General features: G+C 60.3%; 13 protein-coding genes, 1 tRNA gene and 1 pseudogene. 6 read left to right on the top strand and 9 right to left on the bottom strand.

The features are described from left to right. From BV106_RS19550 to BV106_RS19540, 3 genes and pseudogenes are all read right to left on the bottom strand, one after another. Nucleotides 1–617 (bottom strand): annotated as a pseudogene (locus BV106_RS19550) (hypothetical protein); the annotation flags it as partial. 176 nt (nt 618–793) lie between these two features. Next, nucleotides 794–1741 (bottom strand): hypothetical protein, encoded by a 948-nt coding sequence (locus BV106_RS19545; RefSeq protein ID WP_038167396.1) that lies wholly within the window; start codon nt 1739–1741, stop codon nt 794–796. Next, nucleotides 1738–2097, bottom strand: a complete 360-nt coding sequence (locus BV106_RS19540; protein WP_265595857.1) for a hypothetical protein — start codon at nt 2095–2097, stop codon at nt 1738–1740. Before BV106_RS19540 ends, BV106_RS19545 begins: the two co-directional genes overlap by 4 nt. 249 nt (nt 2098–2346) lie before the next feature. On the opposite strand from BV106_RS19540, the gene BV106_RS19535 reads away from it, so the two are divergent. Beyond that, nucleotides 2347–2421 (top strand) — tRNA-Thr (locus tag BV106_RS19535). A 434-nt stretch (nt 2422–2855) separates the two neighbouring features. On the opposite strand, the gene BV106_RS19530 is transcribed toward BV106_RS19535, so the two are convergent. Next, nucleotides 2856–3257, bottom strand: a complete 402-nt coding sequence (locus tag BV106_RS19530; RefSeq protein ID WP_038167393.1) for a response regulator — start codon at nt 3255–3257, stop codon at nt 2856–2858. A gap of 329 nt (nt 3258–3586) precedes the next feature. On the opposite strand from BV106_RS19530, the gene BV106_RS19525 reads away from it, so the two are divergent. After that, nucleotides 3587–4012, top strand: coding sequence for a hypothetical protein (locus BV106_RS19525; RefSeq protein WP_038167391.1), 426 nt, complete (start codon nt 3587–3589; stop codon nt 4010–4012). Nucleotides 4013–4074: 62 nt separating this feature from the next. Here BV106_RS19525 and BV106_RS19520 read toward each other — a convergent pair whose 3' ends face one another. The 5 genes from BV106_RS19520 to BV106_RS19500 all read right to left on the bottom strand — a co-directional run bounded on the left by BV106_RS19520 (nt 4075) and on the right by BV106_RS19500 (nt 9829). Next, nucleotides 4075–5262 (bottom strand): GAF domain-containing sensor histidine kinase, encoded by a 1188-nt coding sequence (locus BV106_RS19520; protein ID WP_038167389.1) that lies wholly within the window; start codon nt 5260–5262, stop codon nt 4075–4077. Between the two features lie 68 nt (nt 5263–5330). Next, a complete protein-coding gene (locus tag BV106_RS19515) occupies nt 5331–5687 on the bottom strand; it encodes a hypothetical protein (protein WP_265595856.1) in 357 nt (118 codons plus the stop codon). Between the two features lie 72 nt (nt 5688–5759). After that, nucleotides 5760–6134, bottom strand: coding sequence for a hypothetical protein (locus BV106_RS19510; protein WP_265595855.1), 375 nt, complete (start codon nt 6132–6134; stop codon nt 5760–5762). Between the two features lie 90 nt (nt 6135–6224). Continuing rightward, entirely contained in the window at nt 6225–8201 is a 1977-nt protein-coding gene (locus tag BV106_RS19505; RefSeq protein WP_265595854.1) for a tetratricopeptide repeat protein, read from the bottom strand. Nucleotides 8202–8296: 95 nt separating this feature from the next. Then, complete coding sequence (locus BV106_RS19500) at nt 8297–9829, bottom strand: hypothetical protein (RefSeq protein WP_038167385.1); 1533 nt, start codon at nt 9827–9829, stop codon at nt 8297–8299. A gap of 108 nt (nt 9830–9937) precedes the next feature. Between BV106_RS19500 and BV106_RS19495 the strand changes: the two genes are divergently transcribed. The 4 genes from BV106_RS19495 to BV106_RS19480 all read left to right on the top strand — a co-directional run bounded on the left by BV106_RS19495 (nt 9938) and on the right by BV106_RS19480 (nt 14984). After that, on the top strand, nt 9938–11884 hold the full coding sequence (locus BV106_RS19495) for an ATP-binding cassette domain-containing protein (protein ID WP_038167383.1): 1947 nt from the start codon (nt 9938–9940) through the stop codon (nt 11882–11884). 144 nt (nt 11885–12028) lie between these two features. Continuing rightward, nucleotides 12029–12442: a hypothetical protein gene (locus tag BV106_RS19490; protein WP_038167381.1), complete on the top strand. Its 414-nt coding sequence runs from the start codon at nt 12029–12031 to the stop codon at nt 12440–12442. A 94-nt stretch (nt 12443–12536) separates the two neighbouring features. After that, entirely contained in the window at nt 12537–14426 is a 1890-nt protein-coding gene (locus BV106_RS19485) for a hypothetical protein (protein ID WP_038167379.1), read from the top strand. A gap of 120 nt (nt 14427–14546) precedes the next feature. After that, nucleotides 14547–14984: a hypothetical protein gene (locus tag BV106_RS19480; RefSeq protein ID WP_038167378.1), complete on the top strand. Its 438-nt coding sequence runs from the start codon at nt 14547–14549 to the stop codon at nt 14982–14984. Nucleotides 14985–15065 lie beyond the last annotated feature (81 nt).

The following is a 15065-nucleotide window of genomic DNA, read 5'->3' as shown; positions in this document are numbered from 1 at the left end:
CGACGCGGAGCCTGGCCAACACTCCGGGTCGGCCGGCGCGTTGGGCCGGCCACCTTCAGCAGCAGCCAGGTGATCACGGAGCCCCCTGCCGTGACACCCCCGAGAATCCACCCGAGTGGAAAGGACTGGTACATGTTCGCGAAGACCTCATGCGGATAGATCAGGTAGTCGATCGCCACCGTGTTGAACCGGGAGTTGAACTCCGCAAAGAAGTTGAACTCAGCCACCAGGAGGAACACCTGAAGCAGCCAGGAGAATCCCAGGAAAACAATGAGCAGGGCACGAGACCATTTCCCCGGAGCGGCCGCCCCACGGCTCGATGTCATGGCGCACCACAGCCCCAGCGGTGTGCTGAGCAAGAGCGACACCACCAGATCCCGATGCAACCCCACCAGAAAGAGCCGCACATAGGAGCCCAACGGCTGGGCCTCAGCGGGATGAAACCTCGCCACCAGCAGCACCCGGACCAGCTGAAAGCCCACAAAGAGGAACAGCGCATTCCACAGAGGCAGCCGGAACCGGCTCACCAGATCCATCAGTCTCGCGCGAACGGATCCCGGAGAGACAGCGCGGGTGGCACCGGAGGAAGGAGAGGCATCAGCAGAGGAGCGAGACATGGGTGCCCCACCCTATCGGCCCCATCTAACGCGGAGGTGACATCCTCGTAACATTTAAGTTAGACACCCTCGACCGAGGCCAAACCGCCCCGCCCACTCGCGGATGCGAACCTGCTCTCCCACAAAAAAAGCGGGACCCACCGGATCCCGCTTCAAGTATGTCTGGAGATGGAATTCTACAGCGTCAGCCGGTCTGGCTTGCCGACAAAAGTCCGCTTCAGCCCCGGGAGGTTCACAAGGAAGACCAGAGCAGCCCCCATGTGATACCAGAAGTCGAGCTGCATCAGGCGGCTCACACTCAGGTGGAACAGAATGATGATCACTCCGTAGAAGAAGGCCCAGCGACGCCCGATCAGGGCCAGAAAGGCGAAGAGTTCAATCAGCAGGCCGCTGCCGAAGAGCACCCGCGCAAAGTTGGGGTGCTCATTCATCATCGACACCACCGATTGCAGGGAATCCGGCACCGGAGTCAGGGTGTCGTAGTACTCGCTCCAGTTGCTCTTCTGGAGTTCAACCGAAAGGTTGGGGACATTCTGAATCCACTTCCAGTCGGAGTTGTCCAGCTTCACCCAGCCGCAGACCACGTAGCTGGCGGCGAAGATCACCATGGAGACGTAGACCACTTTCTGGTGCACCGAGAGATCCGGGAAGGCCCAAGTGGAAGGCGGGCCGCCCAGCTCCTGTCTCCTCGGCCAGATGTAGGCGATGAACTGCCCCAGCACGATCATCGAAATGAGCTGCGTGCTGTGGTTGGCTGCGCCCTGGGAGTTGGCCAGGGTGCCAATCCCGATACTGAAGAACAATGCCGGGAACAGAGACAGCGCCGGAGCGATGCCAGCCACATAAGAGAGCAGCCCCAAGATCGTGACGGTCTGCCAGAGCCAGATGGGAGCCAGAGAGCGCAGCCAGTCCAGATTGACCAGATGAGTCAGCCCGCTGAGCTTTTTGGGATCGGCAGCGCCCAGGCTGGACACCTCCCACTTGATGGCAAAAAACACGAGGAGCGCAAAGCCAAGGCGCATGAGGAGGAGCTCCACCGGGCCAAAGTGGAAATCGCCCGCGTCGAACCGCGAGCGGCGATGAGAAGCTGCTGACATTGCGTTGGAGGCAGAGAAGTATTTCATAGGGCTTTTTCAGCCACGAGTTGAGGGGCTCCTGTGGCGATCGCCCCCGATTCCACGGTGAAGACCTTGTAGTAAATGCGAAGTCCCTTCACCTCCCCGCCCATCTGGGCCAGATTGTGAGGCTTCAGCTTGGGGAAGAGCTTCTCCCCGAGCTTGGCGCCGGCGGCACTGCGCTCATCCGGCAGGGCATCCCGCGTGTCCCGCCCCTTTGGGTTGCAGATCTCCTTCAGTTCCGTGATGAAAACCTTCTTCTGGGTGCTGGAGCTCGTTCCAAAGAGCTTCTCCATAGGAAGCACCCGGTCGGTCTGGTCTGTCACATAGAGAACATCCGCTTCCTTGTCGAGGTGCGAATACATCGGAAAGTTCGAAAACGGATACTGCTCCCCAACGACCGCAAGAAAGACGGTCGCCGCCAGGACGTGTCGAAATGGAACTTTGCGCCACAGTCGCTGCAGCGTTCGGACAAATTCAAGCATGTGGCATGAAACCGAGATTGCAGGTGGAGGCTAGCAGGATTTTGGCAATTCCCTCAGAGATTTTGATCATCAAGAAAAGAAACTGGGTGACAAAACGGAAAAGCCCCCTATACATTGCCAGCCCGGAACGCCGAAGTAGCTCAGAGGTAGAGCAGCGCATTCGTAATGCGCGGGTCGCGGGTTCAATTCCCGCCTTCGGCTCCATCCCCTTCGCCCAACCCAAAATGGGTAGGCTGCAAGTTCCGAAAGCTTCCGACCAAGCGGTCGCATCCGCCCCACTGGCAACTCTTTGAGTCCTGCTCTCGATGATCGCGAGCATTTGGGCCAGCCCGAAACACACACTCTCCCTTTCTAGAGAGCCAGATCATTGAGAGACATTTTTATTAGTCGCCTTTCTCATTGGAGGAATTTCTCCTTAATGTTGCGGGGGTACTTGAGGAGGCTTTGAGATTACTCTTGCAGATCGGTTGCCGGATGATTGCTGGTCAGTTGACGTTAGGTTGCCGGTCACTTGGTAGCACCTTGCGGGTGGCTTGAGGCAATTTTCCAGAATCTATGGCAAACACCTCTTCTTAAACAGGGACGAATGCCAGACCAGCCCTTGCTGCAGAGCTCCCGGGAGCGCCCTCCAATGCTCCTCAGTTCCTGAACGTCATTCCGTGGGCCAGGGCGTTCCTTACGACCAGGTCCAGTTGCCCCACTGCGAAAGGCTTGGGAATGAATTCGGCGTAGCCAGCGGCAGTCGCCATCGTCACATCCTGTTTCGAGGCACCAGCGCTCATCGCGACGGCGTAGATGGAGGACTGGCCCACGTCGGTTTCGTTCAGCAACGTCCACCCATCTCCGTCTGGGAGGTGCTTGTCACAGAGCAGAAGGTCGTGCACGCTTTCCTGAAGCCGCTTGCGGGCGCTTCCCATGTCACACGCCTCCGTGACGACGTGACCGTGCAGCCGTAGATACCGGGCTAGCGCTCTCAACGTATCGACATGATCCTCCACCACCAGGATTCGAAGTTGCCTTGGGGAAGAGGTATCTGCCATAAGCAGGAAGGCTACCGGACCGATAGGAGGACACAACCGCCGGTTCCCCCCACAATTGCGGGGTATACGCCCCAGGGTCGTTTTTTGTAGTATGACCTCACGAAAGGTTCAGAGCCGCTCATCCGCGAAGTGACTTTGAGTTTTTCCAAGCTGTACCCACAGTTAACACGCCTTGGGAGGGTTGGAGTCTCTCCCAAGGCGTACTGCGTCCCTCGCATGGCCAGTTACCGAATCGGATAACCGTCGGCGCTGAAGAAACTTGTGGGTTGAAACCGGGGCTGATCGGGTTATGGCGGGTTCACTGCCCGTCTCCTGCCCCCAACCCCGTCATGCTCTACGGACTCCTCACCGGACGAACTTCGGTTGTCACCGCGCTCCTGCTCGCGGGTCTGATCATTGGCGAACAGCTGATCTTCACCTCCATGGAAGACAAGGCGAAGCAAGATCAGCTGACGCAGAAATTCGCCCCCGCCTTAAACCAGATGTCGAAAGAGGCCCTCGCGGACTCCACCTGGCTATACACAGGTCCACTGGGAAAGCTCGAACTGCACTTTCTCCCCGACGGAAAGCTGGAATCAACCACCAATGACATCACCCAATCCGGTACCTGGCAGATCAAGGACGTCATGCTGATAGTGTCCATCCCGGGCGAGACCTCCGAGCACGGCGGAATCTTCCGTGATTCGATCGACAAGATTGAAGGAGCAACACCCAAACGATGGTCAGCAACCCGGGTGACCACAGCCGGCGAGTGATCGATCGTTGGGTTACCTCATCGAACCCGGCTTCCCTCCGCCATCCCAGGCGGGACCGCAAATCACGCCGCCTGCCTCACTGGCATGGTGAAGGTAAAGCACATCTCCCCCTCTCCTGACATCGCTTCAAGCTTGCCACCGTGCGAAGCGGCAATTTCTGAGGCAATGTAGAGCCCCAAGCCCAACCCCTTCTCCTCCCTCGCCCCGGGTCCCCGCATGAAGGGGAGGAAGAGTTTGTCCAGTTCCTCCTGAGGGATGGGATCCGTGCCATTGGTGACAGAGAGGATGAACCATTCCTGATCAGCAGACGCACGCACCATCACCGGCACCCCCGGGCGGCCATACTTCATGGCATTGGAGAGGAGGTTGGAGAACAGCTGCCCCATCCGGTTGCGGTCATAGGAAACAGGTTGATCGATGGCGAACTCGCACTCGATGACGGGCTGCGGCCTGACAGTCTGCTCCTGCTCCACGATCTGCCGGAGCATCGGCTCCAGTGGGGCGTCGGTGAGATGTTCCAGCGAGATCCCGCCCCCCAACCGGCCGCGGGTGAGATCCATGATGTCATCCACCAGGTCAGCGATCTTGGTCACGTTCCGCTCCATCATGGCCACGGTCGCCTCCTGATCCCCGTTCAGGCCACTCTCTTTGAGAATCACCGCCCCCATGGAAATGGCCCCCAGAGGGCTGCGCAAATCATGCCCCAAGACGCCGATGAATTGCTCCCGCCGCTGGGAGACCTGTCGCTCGGCCGTGACCTGTTGCTCACTGTTCACAACTCGCTCCAGCGCACCCAGATGGCTTGAAATGAGATCGGCAAAGAGCCTGAACATGCCCATGACCTCCGGCGTATTCAGGCGATGCGGACTGGGATCAATGGCACACAGCGTGCCGAAGAACTCCCCACCCGGCAGGAAGATGGGCATGGAGATGTAGCTCTGGAATCCATAGATCTTGGGCGTGTGGTGATCCCGGTACAGAGGATCTTCACGCACCTCATCGATCACCACCGGCTGCCTCGCACACCGGATCTCATTGCAGATCGTCGTTTCCAGCTTGAGTTCCCCGCCCGGTTTGAGACCAAAATCCAGACTATCCAGCACACTACAAGCCACCCACCGATCTTCCGTCACCCGGGCGACGGCGGCAAATTTCATGCCGGTCGTCCGGCACACGACATCCAGGATCGTGGGCACCGCAGAGATGCTGTTGACGGCGGCAACATCGCGTAGCAGGGAATCTTCTGACATGGGCAGGGAGGGCGGGCGAGCGGATTCTACCCATTTATTTCCCCTTGCGAAATAAATATTCTCCGCCTCTACGGTTGAACCCTGAACTTTCTCAGTTTCATCCGGGGCGACTGGTCCAACCGCCATGGATCCGGCAACTTCCCTCCTGCATCAACGTCGCGTCGCACGGGAATTCCAGACTCTTGAACCAGCGGGACGATCAAGACGAAATCGATTGTCGCGCGAATCTGTTCACTGAGTTCCGGCCGGGGAAGGACGATATCCACTAGAGGTTTTAGCATACCCGCCTCGCCCTGCAGGCCTTCACTCATCAAGGGTATCGATGGCACCACAGGAGCCAAAAGGTCGGGTGCCCGCAGCTCGGACGGCAACTGTCCGGAGAGAAGGGAAGCGCAGGAAAAACCTCCCAAGAGGATGGCAAGCATGGCGGACGGAGCTTTCATCATCGGAGCAGTAACACCTTTGAGCCCTCCGCAAGCCCATCGGTTCAAAAAAAGCTACTTCCCGCCCTCTTTCTTCTCAGACTCCCCGCCTTTCACCACCACCTGATCCTTCTTGTTGTACACGATCTCCGGCTTGCCCTTGTAGATCTTGATCTTGCCCGTGACGGCAATGTCCTTCCCCCGCAGGCTCTCGAGGTACTCCTTTCCCAGGATGGGCACGATGACCGCCGGCACGTAAGCCGTGAAGGTGTGGTTGGGATAGACCCCGCCCATGTTGATGAAAGCGTGTCCACGCTCCGTGATGTTCACGTCGCTCACGATGCCCTCAATGGTGCCGTTCTTGCCATCGAGCTGGAGCGCCTCTTCCGGCGTAACAGCTCGAACCATGCCCGGCAGCCCTGCGAGCCAGAGGCAGAGCAGTGCGGCCAAGGTGCTCAGAGAAAAGGATCCACGTGTTGTCTGGCGCATGGCGGCATTATCCCCATTCTGCGGAGCGGCGTCAAGACTGTCCCCATCCAGTCACCGCCCCGCCCCAGGTCGACCTTTGGCACTCATGTAGAGCGGCTTCCCTTTCGCGTACTGCAGCCTCATTCTCTGCAACTGGTTGACGGCCGACTCTGGGAGATCCTTGAGCGCCAGAGCCCGTTGCAGCACCTTGTCCGCCGCCTGAAACTCCCCACTCTCCGCATGGGCCGAAGCGAGGTGGGACATGTTTTGCCAGTCCTGCCAATGGGTCAGTTCACAGGCCCGCGTTCCTTTGGCCACCGCCCGCTTCCCGTCCCGGATGGTGGGATCGGGGGACATGGCGAGCACCAGAGTCTGCATGCTGAGCGCCTCGGACATATCCGGTTTGAGCTCCAGCATGCGATCCCCGTCACGCAGGCACTCGATCCAGCGCCCCTCATTCAGATAGAGCAGCGCTCTCATCGCCCTTCCATCCAGATTCTTCGGTGCCCGTTCGATCACAGCGGTGAAATCCTTCTCCGCCAGATCAGGCTTGCCCAGGAGCTTGTACAGGCTTCCCCGCTCGCATTGCGCCTTGGAATCGTCAGGAGTGATCCGGAGGACTTCGCTGAAGTCAGCAACGGCCTTCTCCAACTCCCCTTTCCCCTGCCAAGCCTTGGCCCGGAGCCGGTAGATCGATTCCTCATTGGGAGAAAGCTCGATGGCAGCAGCGGCCGTCTTCAGCGCCAGATCCCACTGCTCACGCTGCACATGAACAAGCGTCTGGCAGCTCAGGGCCATGGCACGATCCTCGCGACTCGGGTTGTGCTCTAGAACCTTGGAAAACAGCTCAAACGCCTTGTCATAGTTCTTTTGCAACAGGGCGATGTTCCCAGCCGCCATCCAGCTATCCGCAGTGTCCAGCGCCTTGGCCGCAGCCACCGAGTCCCACTCCCCCCCTGTCTGGAGGAAGGCCTCCTTCTTCAAAAAAAGGGCACGATGCTGTAGAATGCTGTCCCGCTCCGGTGCGGAGGGTCCGAGCAATGCCAGCGCCTTATCTACAGCCTCGACCGCCTTGTCGAATTGGCCCGCCTGGGCATGAGCAATGGCCAGGACATCGAGTTCTTTGGAGCTCTTCCATGCAAGCAACTCACCCGCCTTCGTCGCGGCCTCGACCGCCAACTTGCCGTCACGATAGCGTTCGTCAGGGCAGGATCCGTAGAGAATCGCCAGCCCCGTCCAGCTGGTCTCATCCTTGGGAAAGAGCTCCACGGCCTTCTTATAGTCACTCCGCGCTTTGGCCCAGTCCCCCATGCGAGCATAGACTTGGGCGCGATTGCACCAGGCACTGTCCTGCTCAGGAGCAAGTTTCAGGGCGAGACTCAGATCGGCGATGGCCTTGTCCCACTGCTGGGTGTGCAGGTAGAGCACCCCGCGATTGTTCAAGGCAGAGACATTGGCCGGATCCAGTTGGATCGCCTCGGTATAGTTGCGTTCCGCCGCGGGTACATTGCTCTGGGCATAGTACACGGCCGCCCGTTTGTCATAGTGCAGAGCGGTTTTGGGCTCGAACCTGACGGCCTCATCACAATCCTCCAGGGCCAGGTCGTACTTGCCCATCTTCAGATACAGGCTGGCCCGGCCACTGTAGAATGCCGCCTCTTTGGGCAGAAGTTTGATGGCCTGAGTGTAGGCTGCCAGAGACTCCTCCAGCCGGCTCAGGGCAAAAAGCGATTCCCCCATGAAGTACCAGGAGGCAGGTTGCTCCGGCTGTAACTTCTGCGCGGCCTCGAAGCAGGCTACGGCCTTGTCCCACTGACGCTTGCCGTTGTAGGCAGCACCGAGATTGATCAAGACGACGGTCTTCGTCGTGGTGCCCAAGTCCGCCTTCAAGGCGAGTTCATAGGCATCAATAGCCTCATCGAAGTTCTTGCTCTTCTGTGCCGACTGGGCCTTCGCCAGCAATTTTGCCACGTCCTCCTGCTCCGCAGCTGAAGCAGGAGCATTCAGAGAAACCACGAAGAGCAGGCACGCGAGGCTGAGCGCTTTCATGGCGGCCATGCTTTCAGGCCGCCAAAAAACCGTCAACGCCTGAATTGTAAGCAATCTGCGACGAAGCTTGCCGCACGAACCCTCACCATCGTCTTCTACTTCCCAAACAGCGGCACCACGCCTTTCAGCAGATCTGCACCGCTTTCCATGACCTTGCCTGCGGCATCCTCCGTGGTCTTGAGCACCTCTTTGCCCACCTCGGCAGCTCCTTTGCCAGGCTCACCGCCTGCCGTTCCCAGCACCTCGATCCCCTTCTCCGCCATACCCAGGGGGGCCGCGATCAGTTCCTTCCCCATGGCGGCCAGGAGGCGATTGCTCAGATCCTCCCGTGGGGAATCCAAAGTGCCAGTGAGCCGCACCTCCGTCCAGGCAAACCCGGGCGGGCCGCTGGGACGGCTTTCCGTGAAGACCTGGGTCTGTGCTCCCGGCATCCAGCGCAGGGCATCTGTGGACACGCCTACCTGGAGGATTCCGCTCAGATCCCTGCCCTTGATGTCGAGATCCCCCTCAATGCGGAGCAGTCCGCTCGACTGCAGCACCAGCTTCCTGATCTCCAGATCCGCCCCACGACGGGTGACATCCCCTTTGGCCTGCTCCAGAGCCACCCGGCGGAAGCGGTCTGTGCGGGTGAAGTCGGCAATGCGGGTGAGCAAGGGCAAGTTCTCCACCACACCGTTCTTCACCGTCACGCTCGCAGAGAGAACGCCGGGCTCCACCTCATAGTCAGCCTCCAACACCCCGTGCAGCTTATTCTGCCAGGCTGGCGGCAACGCGTGGCGAAGTTCCAGATGTGTGATCGCACCGGTGAACTTCCACGGACGCCCCCCCTGAAAAGGCAATTCGCCCCGGGCAGTGATCTCACTGTCTCCAAGCCAGCGGGCGGCACCGTGATTGATCGTCAGCGCTCGCCCGTCCACCCGCGCGTTCACCACTTGCAGGGCGAGGTCATCCTTCCAGCCGGGCAGCAACAGCTTACCCCCGCGCCCTTCCAGGGTCCAGGCTCCAGCATCGACCGCCGGCTTGGCGACCACCCTGGCCTCATGCAACCGCGTGCCGAGGGCCCCCTTCGGAGGGCCAACCTCCAGTGAAGCGACTTCCACCTTCTGAACATCCGTTCGCTGCGGGATCCAGCCTTGCAACCAAGCGGGAGCGGAAGGTGGAGCGACGGGTGTCGGAGAATCTGCCACCACCGACGCGGGAGCCTTCTCGACAACTGCCGTTGCCCCTTGAACCGCTGGCGCTGGGGGAGGCGTGAGTTCGAGCTTCAACCAGTCCATGGTCACGACGGGCACCCGCCACACCCCTTCGCGAACCCCACTCCAGTCCACCTGGGACTGCACCCCCTCTGCCTCCACTTTCCGCCAGCCAGTGGGTTGTCCCGGCGTCAGCGAGGCGGTGGAAATGTAGGCAGCGGGACCGGACCACTCCAGGGAGGTCAGTTTGGCCTCCCCCTGCGCCAGCTGTCCCAGTCGGGCTTCCAGCATCACCCGGATGGCATCGCTGCGCAGGTAGCTTTGCACCCAGAAGTAGCCGTAGAGGCCCAGGGCGGTGACGATGAGGACGCACGCGAGCAAGCTCCACAGAATGAATTGCTTGATCGGACTAGGGCGATGGGAACGACGGCTCATGAGTTTGCCAGCAATGGAGAAAACGGCGCGCTGGCACGTTAGACAAGTTTTTCTCGCCAGCCCATCAAATTCCGCTTTAATCCCCCGGCAGCCTGAAACGCTCTTCTCATGCTCGAACTCCGCAATATTTCCCTGACGTTGGAACGCGACGGAGAGTCGCAGGCCTTATTGGACGATGTGACCTTCTCCGTGCCCACCGGGCATCTGCTGGCCATCGTGGGCCCCTCCGGCTGTGGGAAGACCACACTGCTGAAGACCATCGCCGGCCTCAAAGAGGAGGACAATGGCGAGATCCGCTGGCAGGGCCGCAATCTGGCAGAGGACGGCGATTTGCACCCCTCTGAACTCGGCTACGTGCCCCAGTTCAGCATCGCGCATGATCTGCTGACGGTGGAGGAGTGCGTGGCCAGCGCCGTGGCACTGCGCACCCGTCAGGCTGATCACGAGTCTGCCTGGGCGGTGGTGGAGCAGGTCATGAAGCAGACCGGGCTCACCACGCTGGGCGACCGGCAGGTAAAGGTGCTCTCCGGCGGCCAGAAGCGCCGTCTGGGGCTGGCCCTGGAGCTCGTTACCAACCCGAACCTGCTGCTCTGCGACGAGGTCACGAGCGGTCTGGACCCGAAATCGGAGCGGGAAATCACCCAGCTCCTGCATGATCTGGCGCGTCAGAATGACAAGCGCATCGTCATCAACGTGACCCACAGCCTCACGAACCTGTCGCTCTTCGACACCGTACTCGTGCTACATGAAGGCCGCGTGGTGTACCACGGCCCACCGCGGGCGCTGAACCACTACTTCAGCGTGGAGCAGGCGGAGGACATCTACCCGAAGCTCGCCCGCCGCAGCGCCGAGCGCTGGGGTGACTCCTGGGCACGACACCGCGACTCGTACTACAAGGCCTACAAGCTGGCCCCGGCAGAAGAGGTGCCGTTTTCTGATGCCAAAATCGTAGAGAACCGCGAGCCGGATCGTATCAAACTCCCCAGTGCCAAGGCCCTGACCGACGAGGATGAATCCGACCTGAAGAAGCAGAAGGAAAGCGACAAGGACTCCGCCAACAAAGAGCCCGAGGAAGAAGACTCCTGGGGCAAACACAAGAAGAACCGCGACAAAAAGAAGGCGGCTGAGGAGGAGGAGGAGAACAAGAAGCACCACAAGCGCCACGAGCACGATGTGGAGGTAGATGCCCCCCACCGTCTGCCGGGTGTCTTTGCGCAGACTCGTGAGCTTCTGCGACGCCGCTGGACCATCTTCAAGCGTGACCGCTCCCAGATGTGGCTCCAGGCCGCCATGCTCTTTGGCTTCCCCCTCCTGGTGGTGATCTTCGGCTTTGAAGGCGTGCCTCAGGTGCGGCAGATGTCCGTGCGGCAGGATGCCAACGTGCTGCTGGACATCAAGGAGCAGATCGCTCACCGGGCGAGCCTCCTCAAGGCAGGCGGCATTGTTTCAGGGTTGGTGCTCATGCAGGTGGTGCTGGTCACGCTGATGGCTTCCAACAACGCCGCCCGTGAGATCGCAGCGGAACGTGACATCCTGGAGCGTGAACGCTTGGGCGGATTGCGTGCCATCAGCTACCTGCTCAGCAAGATCCTCTTCCTGGGGACCTTCGTGCTCGCGCAGGCTTTATGGATGGGCCTGTTCGTGGAGATGTTATGCAACGGCATTCCGGGTGATTTGGTGGTGAAGCTAGTCCTGTTGGTGATGGCCTCTGCCTCCATGACAGCCGTGTGCCTGGGCATCTCCGGGCTCATGCGCTCACCAGAGAAGGCCACCATCCTCAGCATCTACCTGGTCGGCTTCCAGCTCCCGCTGAGCGGCGCAGTGCTGACCCTGCCCAAGGTGATTGAACCCTTCGTCCAGCCATTCATCGTCGCCTACTGGAGCTGGTCCGGCAGCCTCAACACGATGAAGAGCACCTCCTTCTATGATGGGGTGAAGGCGATCACCAGTACCAGCCTGGAGCCGGCCAATCTGGCCATTTTTGTGCTGAGCATTCACCTCATCATCGGTCTCACGCTGGCCTACGCAGGCATCAAGAAATCTCAATGGGATTGACCCCCATATCCGTGCGGGCGAGATTCACAGACCTCACCGCACAAAAGACTGGAGTTCCCCACACTGACCTGCACAGAATCACTGGGATAATTCCGCCCCGCTGATTTCCCACTTTACGTCGTCACCGCACCCCTCTGCCACCCCATGGCCCGCCGAGCCAAATCTTCTCTCAGTCCCGTACACGTTGTCATCATTGTCGCCGCCGTCGCGGTCTTCATCTGGGGGGGCTACACCCTCATGCACCGCACCTCGGGAGCCAATTTCAATGGCACCTCCCAGCTCAGCGTGCGTGAGTATCTGGAAAACTCCAATGCCCTGAGCGGGAACACCTACCAGGTGGAAGGCACCATCGAGGAGCGCCTGGACAACTGGCGCTCAGCCGAGGGGCGGCTTTTCAGTGTGCTGGTGGAGGACAGTTCCGACTCATCCCCCCTCCCCGTGCTGGTGCCCCAAAAACTGAACAGCACCAACATTCAACGCGGACAGCGCTTCAAGTTCAAAGTCACGGTGCAGGCTGAAACAGGCGTGCTGGAAGTGGTGGAACTCACCAAGTCCTGACCCGCTCCGCTATCTGTCTTCCGGTCTGAAACAAGCCGGACGTCTTCATTTTCTCCGTCTCATTGCTCCATCACCCTCAGGTAACTCAACTCTTATGTCGCTCCGTACCCGCCTCCTTCTGACGTCCGGTGCTCTTTTGCCCACTTTGTTGAGCGCCCAAGTCCTGCCGTCGAATCCCCAGCCGGCTCCGGCTCAGTCCGCGCCCAGCTCCTCAGCGGGCGGCGGGGGTGGCGGCAGTCAGCAGAAGAAAAGCAGCCTGCTCGGTGATGCTCTTCCCTTCATGGACATCGGGGGGGAGAACGTGGCCTGGGATGGCAAGGTGTGGAACGTGACGAACAATCGCATGTTCCAGGCCCGGCTGGAGAAGTACCTCGCCTCCCCCGAAGCCAACACCCCCGATGATCAGGCCTACCGGGATGTGCTGGAGCAGATCACCAAGCTGCTCTCCCCCGGCCACAACGGTGGCAACCCCAGCCTGCCCCAGGCCGTGGCCCTGCTGCCCGAAGCGGCGGGGTACAAGATCGATGCCAAACTTTGCGACTCCCTGGCCAATGCCATCTACGGAGTGTGGCTGGCGCAGAAAAACGTGAGCAATCTGCGCCAGACGAACACCGCCATGTCTGAACGAGTCCGGGGCGAAACTTTCCAAGCCCGGCACTCCACCGCCACGGGATCAGCCTCGGGAGCAGGCCCGCGCCCCACGGGCGGAGGCAACAACCAGCAGGCTGCCCAGTCCCAGACGCTTCAAACTTTCGCCACCGCCAAGTACATCGCCACCATCGCAGAACTGGAGGCCCGCATGAAGGCCAACGAGCTGGCCATGGGCACCTCACAGCTCACTGCCAAGGCCGAGTTCCAGGCACTGATCATTCAGTTCGCCCTGCAGCGCCGTTTTGAGCACGTCGTGCTGGCCTGTCGGTTCTACCGCCACATCTTCTCTGATCCGAGCGGCATTCTCAGCCTGAAGGAAGGGTCCGATGCGGAGAAGATGTTCGCCTCCACTCTCGGCACCTCTCCCACGATCAGCGGCCTCGATGCCTTTGCCAACGAGGCCATCCGCGATGTGGATGAGGCCGTCCAGGCTTTCGACAACTTGGTGGAGCGCGGTGACTTGGCTAGTGGCTCCAAGCGGATCAGCGAAGCCTTCATGGTGGGCGAGTACCTGCCACGTGTGCGTCGCGTGCCCATGCCGAAGAAGCTGATGGTGCTGGATTTCACCCGGGACTACAACCAGCTCATCTCCGCCATGGAGATGAAGGACTACACGCTTGCCGAACAGCTCGTGACCAAGCTCATGAAGCTGGCCAAGGACTTTGACTACAGCAAGCCCAAGGCGATGATCGAGACCGCCCGCACCGTGAGCGACATGCACCTGAACAAGGCCAAGGTCTCCGCTATGCAGGGTGACCAGAAAGGCAGCACGGAGGCCCTCACAGAGGCCACCATGATCTGGCCCACCAATCCTAAGCTGAGAGAATTCACCAACATGATCGGCAGCAACGCCGACGTGAAGACCCAGGCCGCGCTTGATCTGGACCGCCTCATCAGTCAGCGGAACTTCCGGCAGATCTACAACGACCAGGGCCGCTACCTCGCCGCCGTGATGGATGATCCCCAACGTCAGGAATCCTTGAAAAAGGTCCTCACCGACATGGGCCGGGTGAACTTCTCGATCGCCGCCGCGACGAATCTGGCCCAGTCCTCCAACCTGGCAGGTGCCTGGGAGACCATGGAGAAGACCTACACCGAGTTCCCTGATGATCCGGAAGTGTCCCGCCTCCGTTCTGACTTCAGCATCAAGGCCACGGAGTTTGTGGGTGCCTTGCAGAAGGCCAAACAACACGAGGACCGTCGCCAGACCGGCTCCGCCCTCGCCTGGTATCTGAAGGCCAAAACCCAGTATCCGCCGAGCGAGTTCGCCCGCGAAGGCATCAACCGCCAGGTGGGCAAGCTGAGCGCCACCGATCTGGGGGCCAATCCCTGACCAGATCGCGGACCTTCCCCCACCCATTGGCAATCAGCAGCTTTCCTCACCGGGCGGTCATGCCCGCGTGTGTGAAGCGGTCCATCATCTGGATGGCAGAACCTTGTTGCGGACATCGTTATGACCGAATCCCGGTACACCCTCACCGGATATTTTGAGTTCGCACCCGCATTGGATCGCAAGGGCACCCGCGTGCGTCGGGACGGGTTCACTACCGAGTGGTGGCTCATCATTCGCTGTGCCCCGGATGCCGGCCGTTATTTTCGCGAACTGTTTGCCGCAGAGCACCATCGCGTACGCACCCTGCAGGAGCCGCTCTGGGGCACGCATGTCTCCGTGATCCGGGGTGAGAAACCTCCCCGCCTAGATCAGTGGGCAGCGCTCGCCGGGCAGGCCGTCACCCTGGAGTATTCCCATGCGCCAGAAGAAACCAGCGGCTACGTCTGGCTCCCCGTCCAGTGCCCCGCAGCCTTGGATTATCGCGAAAGCCTGGGCCTGGAGCGTGAGCCCGCCTACCCCCTTCATCTGACGATCGGGAACTGCAAGCACGACGGGTGAGATGGGGGCCGGGTGATTGGCACCTGTTGTCGTTGATGTAAGACGCCATCCCTCCGGTCACCATCGGCGGTTGTGCAAGCA

This window comes from Verrucomicrobium sp. BvORR106 (assembly GCF_000739655.1).
Classification (GTDB): Bacteria; Verrucomicrobiota; Verrucomicrobiia; order Verrucomicrobiales; family Verrucomicrobiaceae; genus Verrucomicrobium.
This window is presented reverse-complemented; position numbering and strand designations above follow the sequence as displayed.